The organism is Kitasatospora sp. NPDC005856 (assembly GCF_040629945.1).
Lineage (GTDB): Bacteria > Actinomycetota > Actinomycetes > Streptomycetales > Streptomycetaceae > Kitasatospora.
In genome coordinates, this window is sequence record NZ_JBEXWT010000006.1 from 98,351 (window position 1) to 113,750 (window position 15,400).

A 15,400-nucleotide genomic window follows, 5' to 3' on the forward strand; every position below is an offset into this window, starting at 1 on the left:
CCGCCGGACGGCCTCCGGTCAGGCCTGGACCGGCGCCGCGTCCAGCTTGGCGACCAGCGCCGTCACCTTTCGGGCGATGTCCGGGGCGTTCAGGCCGATCTCGGCCAGGATCTCGGCCCGGCTGGCGTGGTCCAGGAACTCCTGCGGAATTCCGAAGTCGCGCACCGGCAGGTCCACGTCCGCGTCCCGCAGCGCCTGCGCCACGGCCGCGCCGACGCCGCCCACCCGGCCGTTGTCCTCGATCGTGACGACCACCCGGTGCTCGGCCGCCAGGCCCGGCAGGGCCGGGTCCACCGGCTTGACCCAGCGCGGGTCCACCACGGTGGCGGTGATGCCCTGGGCGGCCAGCAGGTCGGCGACCTCCAGGCTGGTGGGGGCCATCGCACCGACCGAGACGATCAGCACGTCGGCGCGGTGGGCGCCGGAGGGCTCCTCGGCGGCGCGCAGCACGTCCATCCCGCCGATCCGGCCGACCGCGGGGACGGCCGGGCCGACCGTGCCCTTGGAGTAGCGGACCACGGTCGGGGCGTCCTCGACCTCCACGGCCTCGCGCAGCTGGGCGCGGACCTGGTCGGCGTCGCGCGGGGCGGCCAGCCGCAGGGTGGGGATGATCTGCAGCATCGACATGTCCCACATGCCGTTGTGCGAGGCCCCGTCGTCGCCGGTGACGCCGGCCCGGTCCAGGACGAAGGTGACGCCCAGCTTGTGCAGCGCCACGTCCATCAGGACCTGGTCGAAGGCCCGGTTCAGGAAGGTCGCGTAGACCGCGAACACCGGGTGCAGGCCGTTGGTGGCCAGGCCCGCGGCGCTGGTGACGGCGTGCTGCTCGGCGATGCCGACGTCGAAGATCCGGTCCGGGAAGACCTCGGCGAACGGGGCCAGGCCCACCGGGTGGAGCATGGCGGCGGTGATGCCGACGATGTCCTCGCGCTCGCGGCCGAGCGCGACCATCTCCTCGGCGAAGACCGAGGTCCAGCTCTGCCCGCCGCCGCTCGCGATCGGCAGGCCGGTCTCCGGGTGGATCTTGCCGACCGCGTGGAAGCGGTCCTCGTCGTTGTTCTCGGCGGCGTGGTAGCCGCGGCCCTTCTCGGTGAGGCAGTGCACGATCACCGGGCCGCCGAAGCCGCGCGCCTTGGTCAGCGCGGACTCGAGGGCGGTCAGGTCGTGGCCGTCGATCGGGCCGATGTACTTGAGGCCGAGGTCCTCGAACATGCCCTGCGGGGCGATGAAGTCCTTGAGGCCCTTCTTGGCGCCGTGCAGCGTCTCGAACAGCTGCTGGCCGACCACCGGGGTGCGCTGGAGCGCGTCCTTGCCCCAGGACAGGAACCGCTCGTAGCCCCGGGTGGTGCGCAGGGTGGCGAGGTGGTTGGCCAGGCCGCCGATGGTCGGCGAGTAGGAGCGCTCGTTGTCGTTGACGACGATGACGAGCGGGCGGTCCTCGGCGTCGGCGATGTTGTTGAGCGCCTCCCAGGCCATGCCGCCGGTGAGCGCGCCGTCGCCGATCACCGCGACGACCGGGTCGTTCTTGCCCAGCAGCTGGTTGGCCTTGGCCAGGCCGTCGGCGTACGAGAGGACGGTGGAGGCGTGCGAGTTCTCGATCACGTCGTGCTCGGACTCGGTGCGGGACGGGTAACCGGACAGGCCGCCCTTCATCCGCAGCCGGGAGAAGTCCTGGCGGCCGGTGAGCAGCTTGTGGACGTAGCTCTGGTGGCCGGTGTCGAAGAGGATGCGGTCGCGCGGCGAGTCGAAGACCCGGTGCAGCGCGATGGTCAGCTCCACCACGCCGAGGTTGGGCCCGAGGTGGCCACCCGTCTTGGAGACCTCGGTCACCAGGAAGGTCCGGATCTCCTGGGCCAGTGCGGCCAGCTGTCCGGGCGTGAGCCGGTCGAGATCGCGCGGTCCCCGAATGCGGGTCAGCAGGGCCACCCGTTCCTCCTCGTTCAGTGTTCGCGGACCACGGACGGTCCGACGGGCGTCGCTGCCCGGTCCGGTGGCACGCCGACGGTCCCGGCCGGTGCCGACCGGTCGAGTCTAATGTCCGCCTCCCGGACACCGAGCGGCGCGCCCGGTGCGACGGTTCGGTTGCCGCCATTCCGGGAGGTCGGGCCGGGGAGTCGGGTCAAGACGAGTTGACGCACGGGCGTTCGACCTTGCTTATGTGCCCGTCGCCGACCCGGGCGGCAGCGGGCCGGCCTCAGGCCCGGCCGAGCGCGCCGGACTCCCCCATCTCGCTCATCACCAGGGCCAGCGCGCCGAGCACCTCGGCCCGGCCGCCGAGGGTGCCGGGGACGACCGAGAGCTGACGGGCCGCGCTCGGGATCGCGTAACGGGCCACCGAGTCCCGGATCGGGGCGAGCACCAGCTCACCGGCCTCGGCGAGGTCCCCGCCGAGGATCACCCGGCGCGGGTTGAGCAGGTTGCACAGGGTGGCGACGCCGGTGCCGATCTGCCGGCCCGCGTCGGCGATCACCCGGCGGCAGCCGAGGTCGCCCTGCTGGGCCAGCTCGACCACCCGGGGCAGGCTGAGGTCCGGACCGAGGGTGGTGGCGAGCAGCGAGAGCAGGTAGCGGGAACCGACGAAGGTCTCCAGGCAGCCGCGGTTGCCGCAGCGGCAGACCGGCCCGGCCTCGTCCAGGGTGATGTGCCCGATCTCACCCGCGGTGCCGCCCGGCCCGCGGTAGATCTGCCCGTTCACCACCAGCCCGGCGCCGACGCCGCTGGCGACCTTGATGTAGGCGAGGTCGCTCAGCCCCCGGCCGGCGCCCCAGACCAGCTCGCCGAGCGCGCCCAGGTTGGCGTCGTTGTCCACGTGCACCGGCATGCCGAGCCGCTCGGCCAGCTCCCGGCCCGGGGCGATGCCCGTCCAGCCGGGCAGGATCGCGGTGGATCCGAGCGCGCCGGTCTCCACGTCGATCGGGCCGGGCACGCCGAGGCCGACGCCGATCACCTTGTCCGGGCGGAACCCGGCCTGCGTCAGCAGTCGCTCGACCATCGCCTCGGCGCGGTCGAAGCCCTGCTGGGCGGAGACGTCGACGTCGATCGGGGCGCTCTCCTCGGCCAGCACCCGGTGGGCCAGGTTGCCGACCGCGACCCGCAGGTGGGTGTGGCCGAAGTCGATGCCGACCACGATGCCGGCGTCCCCGCTGAGCGAGACGCTGCGCGCGCGGCGGCCGCCGGAGGAGGTGTCGGCGACCACGACGGTGCCGCTCTCCTTCAACTCCCGCACGATGTTGGACACGGTGGCCGCGGACAGTCCGGTGCCGCGGGCGATCTCGGCCTGGGTCAGCGAGCCGGCCATCCGCACCGCGCGGAGCACCCGTTCCAGGTTCGCCCGGTGCAGCGAGGACTGCGAGCCCGGTGTGTCCGTCGACATGATCCACCCTCCCAGCTCGGGGACCCCTCCGCCGGGCGTCCCCTTCAACTCCTGAAGGGTACGGCCCGGGGGCCCGGGCGCGGATCCCGGCCGGGGCGGGCGGGAGCACGGAGGAGCGCGGACGGCGGCCGACCGGCGCGGACCGGACGGCCGGGCGCTGGCGTGGGGGCACGGTGATCGGGGGGTGAAGGTGTTGCACGGCCTGGCCCGCGGAGACGGGGATCGGCCGTCCTGGCGACGGCCGAAATCGGCGCACCACTAGCATGGTGCCCAATTCTCACCCGTCCCATCGGAGCCGTGGACGGCACCGGCAGGGGGACGGGGCGACGCATCCAGACATGACGGGGAATCAGATGGCAGGGGATCACCCTACGCCGGGGGCAGGCGAAACGCCCGGCAGCGGTCCGCAGGACAACCGGGGCGTCTCGTTCGGGCGCCCGCCGGGCGGCGGTGTGGATCCGGCCGCCGTCGCGGACCAGATGACGCAGCTCGACGGCGCGGCCGTCCCGGGCCCGGCCGCGCCCGCGGGCCCGCCGCCCGCACAGCCGCCGGCACCGCCCGCGCAGCCGCCCGTCGGCAGCCCGGAGTACGCGGCGTACGCGCCGACCGCGACCGGGTTCCCCACCCAGGCCCCGCCGCCGCCCGGCGCCGCCCCGGTCGGCCCGTACGACCCGGTCCCCGGTGCCCCGTACGGCACCCCGAACGCCGGGCAGGGCTACAACACGGGCGGCTACAACTACCCGCAGCAGCCGGGGTACAGCTACCCCGCCGCGCCCGCCGCGCCCGTCGCACCCAAGCAGCGCAACCCCGTGCTGCTGTGGGGCGGGATCATCGGCGGCGTGCTGGCCGTCTCGATCGCGGTGGCCCTGGTCGTCCTGCTCAAGGACCCCGACCCGACCCCCGACCCGACCCCGGGCCCGATCGCCGCCAACGGCGGCACCGACAACGGCGGGACGAGCAACGGCGGCACCAGCAACGGCCCCACCCCCGGCCCGGGCCCCAAGGGCGGCACCTTCAACGTCGCCTGGAGCGCCCCCAAGCCGGCCGGCGCCGACAGCTCGACCCAGATGCTCGGCGTCTGGGGCACCGACAAGCTCGCCGTGCGCGTGGACGGCTCCGGCATCAGGGCCTACAACCTGACCGACGGCAAGGAGGCCTGGACCATTCCCGTCCCGGCCGGCAGCAAGGAGCTGTGCACCGCCTCGTACGGCGCCAACTCCAAGGGCGTCGCCGCCGTCTCCTTCAACACCGGTGACAGCGACTGCTCCACCGTCGGTGCCGTCGACCTCGCCCAGGGCAAGCTGCTCTGGAGCGTCAAGGTCTCGGCCGACCGGATGTCCTCGCCGACCCTCAGCGTCACCGAGAACGTGGTCGCCGTCGGCGGCAACGCGGTCGGCGCCCTGAACATCGCCACCGGCCAGCCGGCCTGGCAGTACCAGCCCCGCGACAAGGACTGCATCCTGCGCGGCAAGGCGGCCGGCGTCCAGATCGCGGTCAGCGACCGCTGCTACGGCACCAGCGGCCCCAAGTCGCAGCTCGTCCTCGTCAACGCCGAGACCGGCAAGCCGGCCAGCACCCCGATCACCCTCACCGGCAACATCGAGGAGGTCGACTCGGTCATCCAGGACAAGCCGCTGGTGCTGCTGATGTCCAACGGCCCGCAGGGCGACTACCTCCTGCCGTTCGACAAGGACAACAAGCCGGGCAACCAGATGTCCGTCAAGGAGCCCGGTTCGGACAGCCTGCGCCTCTCCGGCCAGGACGAGGCCGTCACCCGCAACGTGGTCAGCGGCACCACGCTGTACGTCCAGGTCAGCGGCAGCAAGGCGGGCATCAACGCCTACGACCTGAACACCGGCAAGCGGCTGTGGGCGGCCACCTCCGGCTCGGCCAGCAACGACATGCGCCTGGTGGCCGGGACCGACAAGGACGGCAAGGTCCGCGCGGTCGTCGACCAGGGCTACAACAAGCCGGCCCGGCTGGTGACGCTCTCGCCGACCGACGGCTCGCTGTCCGACATCGGCACCATGGCCATGCCGAGCAGCATGAGCATCGGCAGCAGCAGCTCCGAGTACCTGATCTCGGACGACGGCGCCGCGGTCTACGCGTTCCGCCGCTACAGCGCCAGCGAAGGTCCGCTGACCAAGTGGAAGAAGTGACGCCGGGGTGACGACCGGGGCATGACCCCTCGTCGCGGGACACGCGGGCGGGGCGGGAACGGGCCGGGGGCCCGGGCCCGCCCCGCCCGCGGTTTTTCGGCCGACCCGCCCGCCGGACGTGCGAGGATTCGGACCATCAGTCTGACAAAGGAGTGCAGCGAGTGCCCGGCACAAACCTGACCCGTGAGGAGGCCCGCACCCGGGCCGACCTCCTCCACGTGGACGCGTACGACATCGTGCTCGACCTCGGTTCGGCCCGCGAGGGCGGCACCTTCCGGTCCACCACGGTGGTCCGGTTCACCGCCACCACGCCCGGCGCGGAGACCTTCATCGACCTCGTCGCCCCGAGCGTCGAGGAGGTCGTCCTCAACGGCGTGCGGCTCGACCCGGCGAGCTTCGCCGACAGCCGCATCCCGCTGCCGGGCCTGGCGGCCGAGAACGAGCTGCGGGTCGTCGCGAACTGCGAGTACACCAACACCGGTGAGGGCCTGCACCGGTTCGTCGACCCGGTCGACGGCGAGACCTACCTGTACACCCAGTTCGAGGTGCCGGACGCCCGCCGGGTCTTCGCCAACTTCGAGCAGCCCGACCTGAAGGCCGCGTTCGCGTTCACCGTGACCGCGCCCCGGGGCTGGGTCGTGGTCTCCAACTCGCCGACCCCGGAGCCGGTCGGCGACGAGGACACCCAGGTCTGGACGTTCGAGCCCACCGGCCGGATCTCCACCTACATCACCGCGCTCGTCGCCGGCCCGTACGTCGGGGTCTTCGACACCTACGAGAACGGCGATCAGAAGGTGCCGCTGGGCGTCTACTGCCGGCCCTCGCTGCGCGAGTTCCTGGACCCGGAGGCCGTCTTCGAGGTCACCAAGCAGGGCTTCGACTACTTCCAGGAGAAGTTCGACTTCCCGTACCCGTTCGCCAAGTACGACCAGCTCTTCGTCCCGGAGTTCAACGCCGGTGCGATGGAGAACGCGGGCGCCGTCACCCTGCGCGACCAGTACGTGTTCCGCTCCAAGGTCACCGACGCCGCGTACGAGGCCCGCGCCGCGACGATCCTGCACGAGCTCGCCCACATGTGGTTCGGCGACCTCGTCACCATGGAGTGGTGGAACGACCTCTGGCTGAACGAGTCCTTCGCGACCTACGCCGAGGCGGTCTGCCAGGCCGAGGCCCCCGGCTCCAGGTGGCCGCACTCCTGGACCACCTTCGCCAACCAGATGAAGACCTGGGCGTACCGGCAGGACCAGCTGCCGTCCACCCACCCGATCATGGCGGAGATCAACGACCTGGAGGACGTCCAGGTCAACTTCGACGGCATCACCTACGCCAAGGGCGCCTCGGTGCTCAAGCAGCTGGTGGCGTACGTCGGCCAGGACGCCTTCTTCCAGGGCGTGCAGGCGTACTTCAAGCGCCACGCCTGGGGCAACACCCGGCTCAGCGACCTGCTCGGCGCCCTGGAGGAGGCCAGCGGACGCGACCTCAAGGCCTGGTCCAAGGCCTGGCTGGAGACCGCCGGCATCAACGTGCTGCGCCCGTCGGTCGTGCTGAACACCGACGGCGAGATCGAGTCCTTCGCGGTGCTCCAGGAGGCCCCCGCGCTGCCCGCCGGCGCCAAGGGCGAGGCCGTGCTGCGGCCGCACCGCATCGCGATCGGCCTGTACGAGCTGAACGGCGACGCGCTGGTGCGCACCGACCGGATCGAGCTGGACGTCGACGGCCCGCGCACCGAGGTACCCGAGCTGGTCGGCCGCCACCGCCCGGCCGTCGTACTGCTGAACGACGACGACCTCTCGTACGCCAAGATCCGGCTCGACGAGGACTCGCTGGCCGTCGTCACCGAGCACCTCGGCGGCTTCACCGACTCGCTGCCGCGCGCGCTGTGCTGGGCCTCCGCCTGGGACATGACCCGCGACGGCGAGCTGGCCGCCCGCGACTACCTGTCGCTGGCGCTGTCCGGCATCGGGCGCGAGAGCGACATCGGCGTGGTGCAGTCCGTGCACCGCCAGGTCAAGCTCGCCCTGGACGCCTACGCCGACCCGGCGTGGCGCGAGGAGGGCCTCGACCGCTGGGCCGCCGCCGCGGAGGGGCACCTGCGCGCCGCCGAGCCCGGCAGTGACCACCAGCTGGCCTGGGCCCGCGCCCTCGCCTCGGTCGCCCGTACGGACGGTCAGCTGGACCTGCTCGCCGGGCTGCTGGACGGCTCCGTCGAGATCAAGGGCCTCGCGATCGACACCGAGCTGCGCTGGACCCTGCTGGTGCGCCTCGCGGCCACCGGGCGGGCCGACGAGGCCGCCATCGCCGCCGAGCTGGAGCGGGACAACACCGCGGCCGGCCAGGAGCACGCGGCCACCTGCCGCGCCGCCCGGCCGACCGCCGAGGCCAAGGCGCAGGCCTGGGCGTCGGTGGTGGAGTCCGACAAGCTGACGAACTATGTGCAGGAGGCCGTCATCGCCGGCTTCCAGCAGTCCGACCAGCGCGAGCTGCTCGCCCCGTACGCGGCCAAGTACTTCGCGGCGGTCAAGGGCATCTGGGAGACCCGCAGCCACGAGATCTCGCAGCAGATCATCGTCGGGCTGTACCCGGCCGTGCAGGTCGGCCAGGAGACCCTGGACGCGACCGACGCGTGGCTGGCCTCGGCCGAGCCGGCGCCGGCGCTGCGCCGCCAGGTCGTCGAGGCGCGGGCGGGCATCGAGCGCGCGCTCAAGGCCCAGGCCGCCGACCGTGCGGCGGGGGCCCGCTGACGGTGCGCGGACAGCCCGAAGGGGCGCCGGACGGGATCGTCCGGCGCCCCTTCGGGGTCGTGCGGGTCCTGGTGGACGTGGAACGTCCGGATGGACGTCGTGCGGGTCCGGGCGGACGCGGGACGTCCTGGTGGACGTCGTGCCGGTCCGGGCGGACCGGCGGCTACTTCTTGTTGCCCTTGCCGTACGGCAGGCCGGCCAGCCCGGCGATCACCGCGAAGGCCACGAGCGGAAGAAACACGAACAGGCCGAGGGTCTCACCGACGCTCAGGCCGGAACCGGGGTCGTCACCGTCGTCCCGGGCGTAGGCCATGGCGGGCGACGACATCAGCATCATCAGCGTGACCGTTGCGGAGACCGCGCCGGCTCGCAAAGCGTTCCTCTTGTCCACGTTTCCAACTTACTCGCTGCTTATGGCCGGGCGCGCGTCGGGGTCCGCCTGACGGAGTCGGGCAGGGCGAGGAGCTGCGCGAGCAGGTCGGCGGCGGGGGTGGTGGCGAGGCGCTCCAGGGTGACCGGCTCGCCGGCGCCGTCGGCGACCGGGAGGCGCCAGTTCGGGTACTGGTCCCAGGTGCCGGGCAGGTTCTGCGGGCGCGGGTCGCCGACCAGGTCCGGCAGCCAGACCCCGACCAGCTCCGCCGGGGTGGCCCGCAGGAAGCGGTACAGCACGGGCATCGTCAGCGGCTCGTCCGGGCCGAGCAGCCCCAGCGCGGCCAGCTCGGCCCGCCAGTCCGCCAGCTCCGCCGCCGCCTGCTCCTGCTCCTCCCCCAGCGGCCGGGCCAGCAGGCCCAGCCGGTGCCGCAGCTCGACGTGCTCGCCGGACAGCCGGGCCGCGGTGCTGGGCAGGTCGTGGGTGGTGAGGGTGGCCAGGCAGCCCGGCCGCCAGCGGTCCGGGCCGAGGACCGCGCCACCGGCCTGCCAGTCCCGCTCGAACCAGAGCACCGAGGTGCCGAGCACCCCGCGCGCCGCCAACTGCTCCCGCACGCCCGGCTCCACCGTGCCGAGGTCCTCGCCGATCACCGCCGTACCGGCCCGGTGCGCCTCCAGCGCCAGCACGCCCAGCATCGCCTCGGCGTCGTAGCGCACGTACGCGCCCTCGGTCGGGGCGTGCCCCCGCGGGATCCACCAGAGCCGGAACAGGCCCATCACGTGGTCGATGCGCAGGGCCCCCGCGTGCCGGGCGGTGGCCCGCAGCAGCTCCGCGAACGGGGCGTAGCCGGCCTCGGCGAGCGCGTCCGGGCGCCAGGGCGGCAGGCCCCAGTCCTGGCCGTGGGCGTTGAAGGCGTCCGGCGGGGCGCCGACCGAGATGCCGCCGGCCAGGACGTCCTGCAGCGCCCAGGCGTCCGCGCCGTCCGGGTGGACGCCGACGGCCAGGTCGTGGATCAGGCCGACCGGCATGCCCGCCCCGCGGGCCGCCCGCTGGGCGTGGGCGAGCTGCTGGTCGACCTGCCAGGCGAGCCAGCGGTGGAACTCGACCCGCTCCGCGAGCTCCTTCTCCGCCTGCTCGACCTGGGGGCCGTCCGGGTGACGCAGACCCTTCGGCCAGTGGTGCCGGTCGGTGCCGTGCTCCTCGGCCAGGGCGTTCCACAGCGCGTGCCGGCGCAGCCACTCGCCCTCGCGCCGCCGGTACGCCTGGTACTCGGCCTTCCGCCCGGGGCCGCGCGGCACCTCGTACAGCAGCTCCAGGGCCTCGCGCTTGAGCCGCCACACGGCGTCCCGGTCGATCAGGGCGTCGTGGACGAGCACCTCCTCGCGCAGCCGGACCGCCCGGCGGACCAGTTCCTCGGCCCGGTCGCGCTGCCCGCCGTCCAGGTACGCGTACTCGGGGACGTCCTCGACCCGCAGGTGCACCGGGTCGGCGAAGCGGCGCGAGGACGGGCGGTACGGGGAGGGGTCGGAGGGGGCGCCGGGCAGGGCCTGGTGCAGCGGGTTGATCTGCACGAAGCCCGCGCCGAGGCCGGCCCCCGCCCACCGGGCCAGGTCGACGAGGTCGCCGAGGTCGCCCATGCCCCAGGAGCGCTCGGACAGCACGGAGTACAGCTGGGCGAGGAACCCCCAGCTGCGGCCGGGCAGTTGCGGCAGCCGCTCGGGGGCGACGATCAGCGCGGCCCTCGCGGTCTTCACGGCGGTCTCCGCCGTGAGCACGTGGCGCCCCAGCGGCAGGTCCCCCGGCACCCAGTGCGAGTGCCCCCGCGGCAGCTCCCAACTCCCGCCGTCCTCCAGCTCCACCCGCAGCCGGGCGTCCACCGGCACGTCCAGCGCCGTCCGCCTCCCCTGCCGCACCACCACGCAGGGCGGCAGCAACCGGGCGCGCTGCTCGGCCCGGTGACGCTCCAGCGCCTCCCCCGCCTCCTGCGGCGTCCCGGCCGCCACCCCCATCGCCCCCAGCACCGCGACCAGCGTCCGCGCCCCCACCGTCTGCCCGCCCGGCCCCGGATACCCGGTGTCCACCCCGTACGCCTGCGCCAGCGCCACCAGTTCGGCGGGCGGCGGCGGAGCATCCTGCGCCGGCACCTGCTCGGCTCCGTCACTGTCGTGGTAAGCGGCCACTCGCGGCTCCTGCGCTGTCTCGGCGACGCCCGGTCGGAACAGCCACAGTCCTACCCGCGTGACACCACGATCACCCAGCGCGACACGACGGCGCCGGGCGGAACGGCCGGGCCGAGGGTTCGGGGTTGGGTGGTCGAGGAGCTGACGGGGCGGGTGCGGCGGGTGGCGGTGGCGGCCCGGCCGGGGGTGCGGCGGACCCGGCGCCGACCAGCGCCGACAGCGGTGCGGGCGCCGCCGTCCGGTACCCTCCGGACGGCGGCGCCCACCGTTTCCCGGATCGGACCGACCTGCTGTCGGATCCGGCAAAACGGTCATAGCCGCCAGCGGCGTTGACACCGGATTGGCCAGCTGGTGGGGTTGCCGAGGATGTGGTTCCGGCCTGGCGAGGAGGCTCCTGTGCAAGCCCGAGTGTCCGTTGCGGCCGGGCGGCGGCTGCGATCGCAGTTGGAGCAGAGTCCGGCGTTGCGGGAGGTGCTGCAGCACCCCGCGGCGGTGGTCGCGCGGCGGGCGACGGCGCGGACGTGCCGTCAGTTGGCTCCGCGGACGGCGGACCGGCTGATCGCCGACCTCAAGGGGACGGAGCCGCTGCTGGCGTCGGTGCGCGAGGAACGGCAGGAGCGCGCGGCGGGGCGGCCGGGGCGGCGGACGATGCAGATCGCGGCCGGGGTCGCGGCCGCGGCGGTGGTCGGCGGCCTGCTGGCCGGCCCGTTGCCGTCGGCGGCGTACGCGGCGGCCTCGGTGAGCTCGGCGGCGGACGTGGTGAGCGCCGCTCCGCAGACGCCGCTGGGCAGCGTGACGGACCCGAAGGTGTTCCCGAAGCCGCAGCAGCAGACCGTGGCGGGCAAGCCCGTCACGGTGCCGTCGGCCGTGACGCTGGTGACCGCGCCCAAGGTGGACCAGGGCGCGGTGCGGGCCGTCCGGGAGGTGCTGGAGGTCGCCGGGGCGGGTGAGGTGACGCCGCAGCCGGACGGCGGGACGCCGGCCGCCGGTTCGCTGGTGGTGTACGTCGGCGGGCCCGCCGAGAACGCCGGCGGCGAGGTGGACCGGGTGCTGCGGCAGCTGTCCGCGGCGGCCGGCGGCAAGGACGGCACCGGGCCGACGACCGCCGGGATGCCGGCCGGCGGTTACGTGCTGTCGGCCGGTCAGCTGCCCGCCCAGGGCGGCGGGACGTACGGCGCGGTGGTGCTGGCCGGGGTGGACGCCACCGGTACCTTCTACGCCGCGCAGAGCCTGCGTCAGCTGCTCGCCGCCGTGCCGGCCGGGCAGGGGCAGGCACCCGGTGCGGCCGGGCTCGGCCTGCCCGGGATCACCCTGCGGGACTGGCCGTCCGGCACACCGGTGCGCGGTACCGCGGAGGGCTTCTACGGCACCCCGTGGACCGCCCAGCAGCGCCTGGAGCAGGTCGACTTCCTGGGCCGCTCCAAGCAGAACTTCTACCTCTACGCCCCCGGCGACGACCCGTACCGGCTCTCCCGCTGGCGCAGCGCCTACCCCGCGGCCCAGGCCGAGGAGCTGCGCGAACTGGGCTTCCGCGCGCGGCAGAACCACGTCGTGCTCGGCTACGCGATCGACCCGGGGCAGTCCTTCTGCTTCAGCTCCGGCAAGGACGTGGACGCGCTGGTGGACAAGCTGGACGGGCTGCGGAAGCTCGGCTTCACCGCCTTCCAGCTGCAGTTCCTGGACGTCAGCTACGACGAGTGGCACTGCGGCGACGACCGCGACGAGTACGGCACCGGGCCCGCCGCGGCGGCCAAGGCGCAGGCCGCGCTGGTGCGCAAGGTGCAGGACCGGCTGATCGCGCGGAACCCGGGTCTGGCGCCGCTGTCCGTCGTCCCCACCGAGTACCACCAGCAGGGCTCCACCCCGTACCGCAAGGCGCTGGCGGCGGCGCTGCCGGAGGGCGTGCAGGTGGCCTGGAGCGGGGTCGGGGTGATCCCGGAGAAGATCACCGGCGCCCAGGCCTCGGACACCGCCGGGCTGTACGGGCACCCGCTGCTCACCATGGACAACTACCCGGTCAACGACGCCACCCCGGACCGGCTCTTCCTCGGCGCCTACACCGGGCGCGACCCGGAGGTGGCCACCCGCTCGGCGGCGCTGCTGACCGGCGCGATGCAGCAGCCGGTGGCCTCCCGGATCGCCGTCTCGACGGCCGGCGACTTCGCCTGGAACCCGGCCGGGTACAAGCCGGAGGAGTCCTGGCAGGCCGCCGTGCGCTCGCTGGCCGGGCCGACCGGCGCCGCCCCGACGCCCGCCGGATCGGTACTGCCCGCGGTCCTCGCGCTGGCCGGGAACAGCACCTCCTCGCCGCTGTCCAAGCAGGAGTCCGGCTACCTGACGCCGCTGCTGGACCGCTTCTGGGCGGCCGCCGAGCCCACCTCCGGCACCACCCCCGACCTCGCCCGGCTGATCGAGGCCGCCGCCCCGCTGCGGGACGCCTTCGCCACCATGGCCACCGCCCAGCAGACCCTGGCCGGCACCCCGGCCACCGCCCAGCTGGCCGGCGAGGCCGCGCCCTGGCTGGGCCCGCTGCACGACTACGGGCTGGCCGGGCAGGCCGCCCTCGACATGCTGCTGGCCCAGCACGGCGGCGACGGCACGGCGGCCTGGAAGGCCCGGGTCGAGCTCAACCGGCTGCGCGAGCAGCTCGACCGGGCGCCGGCCACCGTCGGCGCCGGGGTGCTCGGCCCGTTCCTGGACCGTGCCGTGCGCGCCGCCGACAACTGGGCGGGCGTGGGCGGCGGCGCGCTCACCCCGACCACCACGCTGGGCACCGCGCAGGACCACCTGCCCGCGCTGATGACCGACGGCGTGGCCGACACCTTCTACTGGAGCTCCGCTCCCCCGCAGCCCGGCGACGCGGTCGGCCTGGACCTCGGCGCGGGCCGCCCGGTCAGCGGCGTGACCGTGCTGATGGGCGGCTGGGGCAACGGCCCGGACGCCCGGACCGCCGTGGACGACTACATCCGCGACGGCGTGCTGGAGTACTCCACCGGCGAGGGCGGCTGGAAGCAGCTCGCCGTGGTGAGGAACCAGAAGACGGTCAGCGCCCAGCTCCCGCCGGGCACCGTGGTCCGGGCGGTGCGGCTGCGGGCCACCGCCGCGCAGAAGACCGCCGTCGCGGTGCGCGAGTTCACCGTCACCGCCCCGGACGACTCCCCGGCCAGCGTCAGCGGCGGTCCCGACGCGGTGCCCGGCTCCTCCGCCGCCGCCGTGCTGGACGGCAACCCGGACACCGCGTACCGGGCCGCCAAGGCGCCGACCGCGCTGGACGAGCCGCTCACCGTCGAGCTCGGCGCGGCCCGCCCGCTGGACCGGCTCACCGTGCTGACCGACCCGGCCGTCCGCGCCACCGCCACCGTCGCGGTGCGCCGGGCCGACGGCACCTGGGCCGACATCGGCACCGTGCAGCCCGGCTACAACGAGCTGCCGGCCGGCGGGCAGGCCGCCGACGCGTTCCGGCTGACCTGGAAGCCCGGCGGCGAGCCGCCGGTGGTCAACCAGGTCATCCCCTGGTACGCGGACGCCCCGGCGGCCCGGCTCAGCCTCTCCGACCCGGCCCTGGACGTGGTCACCGGCGCCTCCGCGCCGGTCACCACCCGGGCCACCGTGGAGGCCGGCCGCCCCGAGGGCACCACCGGCGAGCTGCGCACCGAGGTGCCGGCCGCCGCGAAGGGCCTGACCGTGACCCCGGCCGGCCCGGTGACCGTGCCGCGCGGCGGCCGGGTGGGCGTGCCGCTGCTGGTGAGCGCCACCGCGGAGACCCCGTCCGGGACGTACCGGGTGCCGGTGCAGTTCGTGGCCGTCGGCACCACCGTCCGGCAGGTGCTCCAGGTGCACGTGGTGCCGCCCACCGGCGGTCCGGACCTGGCGGCCGGCGCGAAGGCCACCTCCTCGGGCGACGAGACGGCGGACTTCCCGGCCTCGGCCGTCACCGACGGCGATCCGAAGACCCGCTGGTCCTCGCCGGCCAAGGACGACGCCTGGGTGCGGCTGGAGCTGCCGCAGGCGACCCGGCTGGGCGCGGCGGTGCTGCACTGGCAGGCCGCGTACGCCGCCTCGTACCGGATCCAGGTCTCGGCGGACGGGAACACCTGGACCGACGCCGCGACGGTGGACAACGGCAAGGGCGGCGACGAGACGGTGCGCTTCGACGCTCCCGGGGTCCGGTACGTCCGGGTCCAGGGCGTGGCGCGGGCGACCAAGTACGGCTACTCGCTGTGGGGTGTCGAGCTGTACGCCGTGACCCCGCCGGCCGCACCGCAGCCCCCGGCCGGGCAGCCCGCCCAGCCCGGCGGCACTCCCGTCCAGCCCGGCACGCCCGCGGCTCCCCCGGCGGCGGCCAAGCCGTAGCGGGCGGCCCCCGTCCGGGAACGCGGCGGGCCGCCGGCGCCCCGGTGCGGGGTGCTCGGCGGCCCATGAGGCGCGTACCGACAATATGACGGGCGGGCCCTTGTGGAGCGGTGGTCAGGCGGAGAGCGGTTCGGGCTGCTCGCCGCGGCGGACGGGGGCGGGGTGGGCGGGGTGCGCCCGGCCGAGCGGGACGGGGTGGACCGGCTGCTCGGTATGGTCGTGGT

The 15,400-nt window shown here is 74.6% G+C and carries 7 protein-coding genes; 3 read left to right on the top strand and 4 right to left on the bottom strand.

All coding sequences use genetic code 11. The annotated features are described in order from the left end of the window. Positions 1–18: 18 nt before the first annotated feature. Complete coding sequence (gene dxs / locus ABZ449_RS06315) at positions 19–1,926, bottom strand: 1-deoxy-D-xylulose-5-phosphate synthase (protein ID WP_360341026.1); 1,908 nt, start codon at positions 1,924–1,926, stop codon at positions 19–21. A 268-nt stretch (positions 1,927–2,194) separates the two neighbouring features. Continuing rightward, on the bottom strand, positions 2,195–3,373 hold the full coding sequence (locus ABZ449_RS06320; RefSeq protein ID WP_360341029.1) for an ROK family transcriptional regulator: 1,179 nt from the start codon (positions 3,371–3,373) through the stop codon (positions 2,195–2,197). Between the two features lie 479 nt (positions 3,374–3,852). Between ABZ449_RS06320 and ABZ449_RS06325 the strand changes: the two genes are divergently transcribed. Continuing rightward, complete coding sequence (locus ABZ449_RS06325; RefSeq protein ID WP_360341032.1) at positions 3,853–5,532, top strand: PQQ-binding-like beta-propeller repeat protein; 1,680 nt, start codon at positions 3,853–3,855, stop codon at positions 5,530–5,532. Positions 5,533–5,693: 161 nt separating this feature from the next. After that, positions 5,694–8,273 (top strand): aminopeptidase N, encoded by a 2,580-nt coding sequence (gene pepN, locus ABZ449_RS06330; RefSeq protein ID WP_360341035.1) that lies wholly within the window; start codon positions 5,694–5,696, stop codon positions 8,271–8,273. 163 nt (positions 8,274–8,436) lie between these two features. Here the strand turns inward: pepN and ABZ449_RS06335 are convergent, their stop codons facing one another. After that, positions 8,437–8,664 carry a hypothetical protein gene (locus ABZ449_RS06335; protein WP_360341038.1) on the bottom strand — a complete coding sequence of 76 codons (228 nt, stop codon included), beginning with the start codon at positions 8,662–8,664 and terminating at the stop codon, positions 8,437–8,439. A 20-nt stretch (positions 8,665–8,684) separates the two neighbouring features. Then, positions 8,685–10,724: a 4-alpha-glucanotransferase gene (malQ, locus tag ABZ449_RS06340; RefSeq protein WP_360341198.1), complete on the bottom strand. Its 2,040-nt coding sequence runs from the start codon at positions 10,722–10,724 to the stop codon at positions 8,685–8,687. A gap of 570 nt (positions 10,725–11,294) precedes the next feature. Between malQ and ABZ449_RS06345 the strand changes: the two genes are divergently transcribed. Then, the gene (locus ABZ449_RS06345; protein ID WP_360341201.1) at positions 11,295–15,176 is read left to right on the top strand and encodes a beta-N-acetylglucosaminidase domain-containing protein; all 3,882 of its coding nucleotides are present in this window, start codon (positions 11,295–11,297) and stop codon (positions 15,174–15,176) included. Positions 15,177–15,400 lie beyond the last annotated feature (224 nt).

Bases quoted from the DNA above. Each gene is read 5' to 3' on its own strand.
- ABZ449_RS06325 (WP_360341032.1), top strand. From the start codon at position 3,853: ATGACGCAGCTCGACGGCGCGGCCGTCCCGGGCCCGGCCGCGCCCGCG.
- ABZ449_RS06320 (WP_360341029.1), bottom strand. From the start codon at position 3,373: ATGTCGACGGACACACCGGGCTCGCAGTCCTCGCTGCACCGGGCGAAC.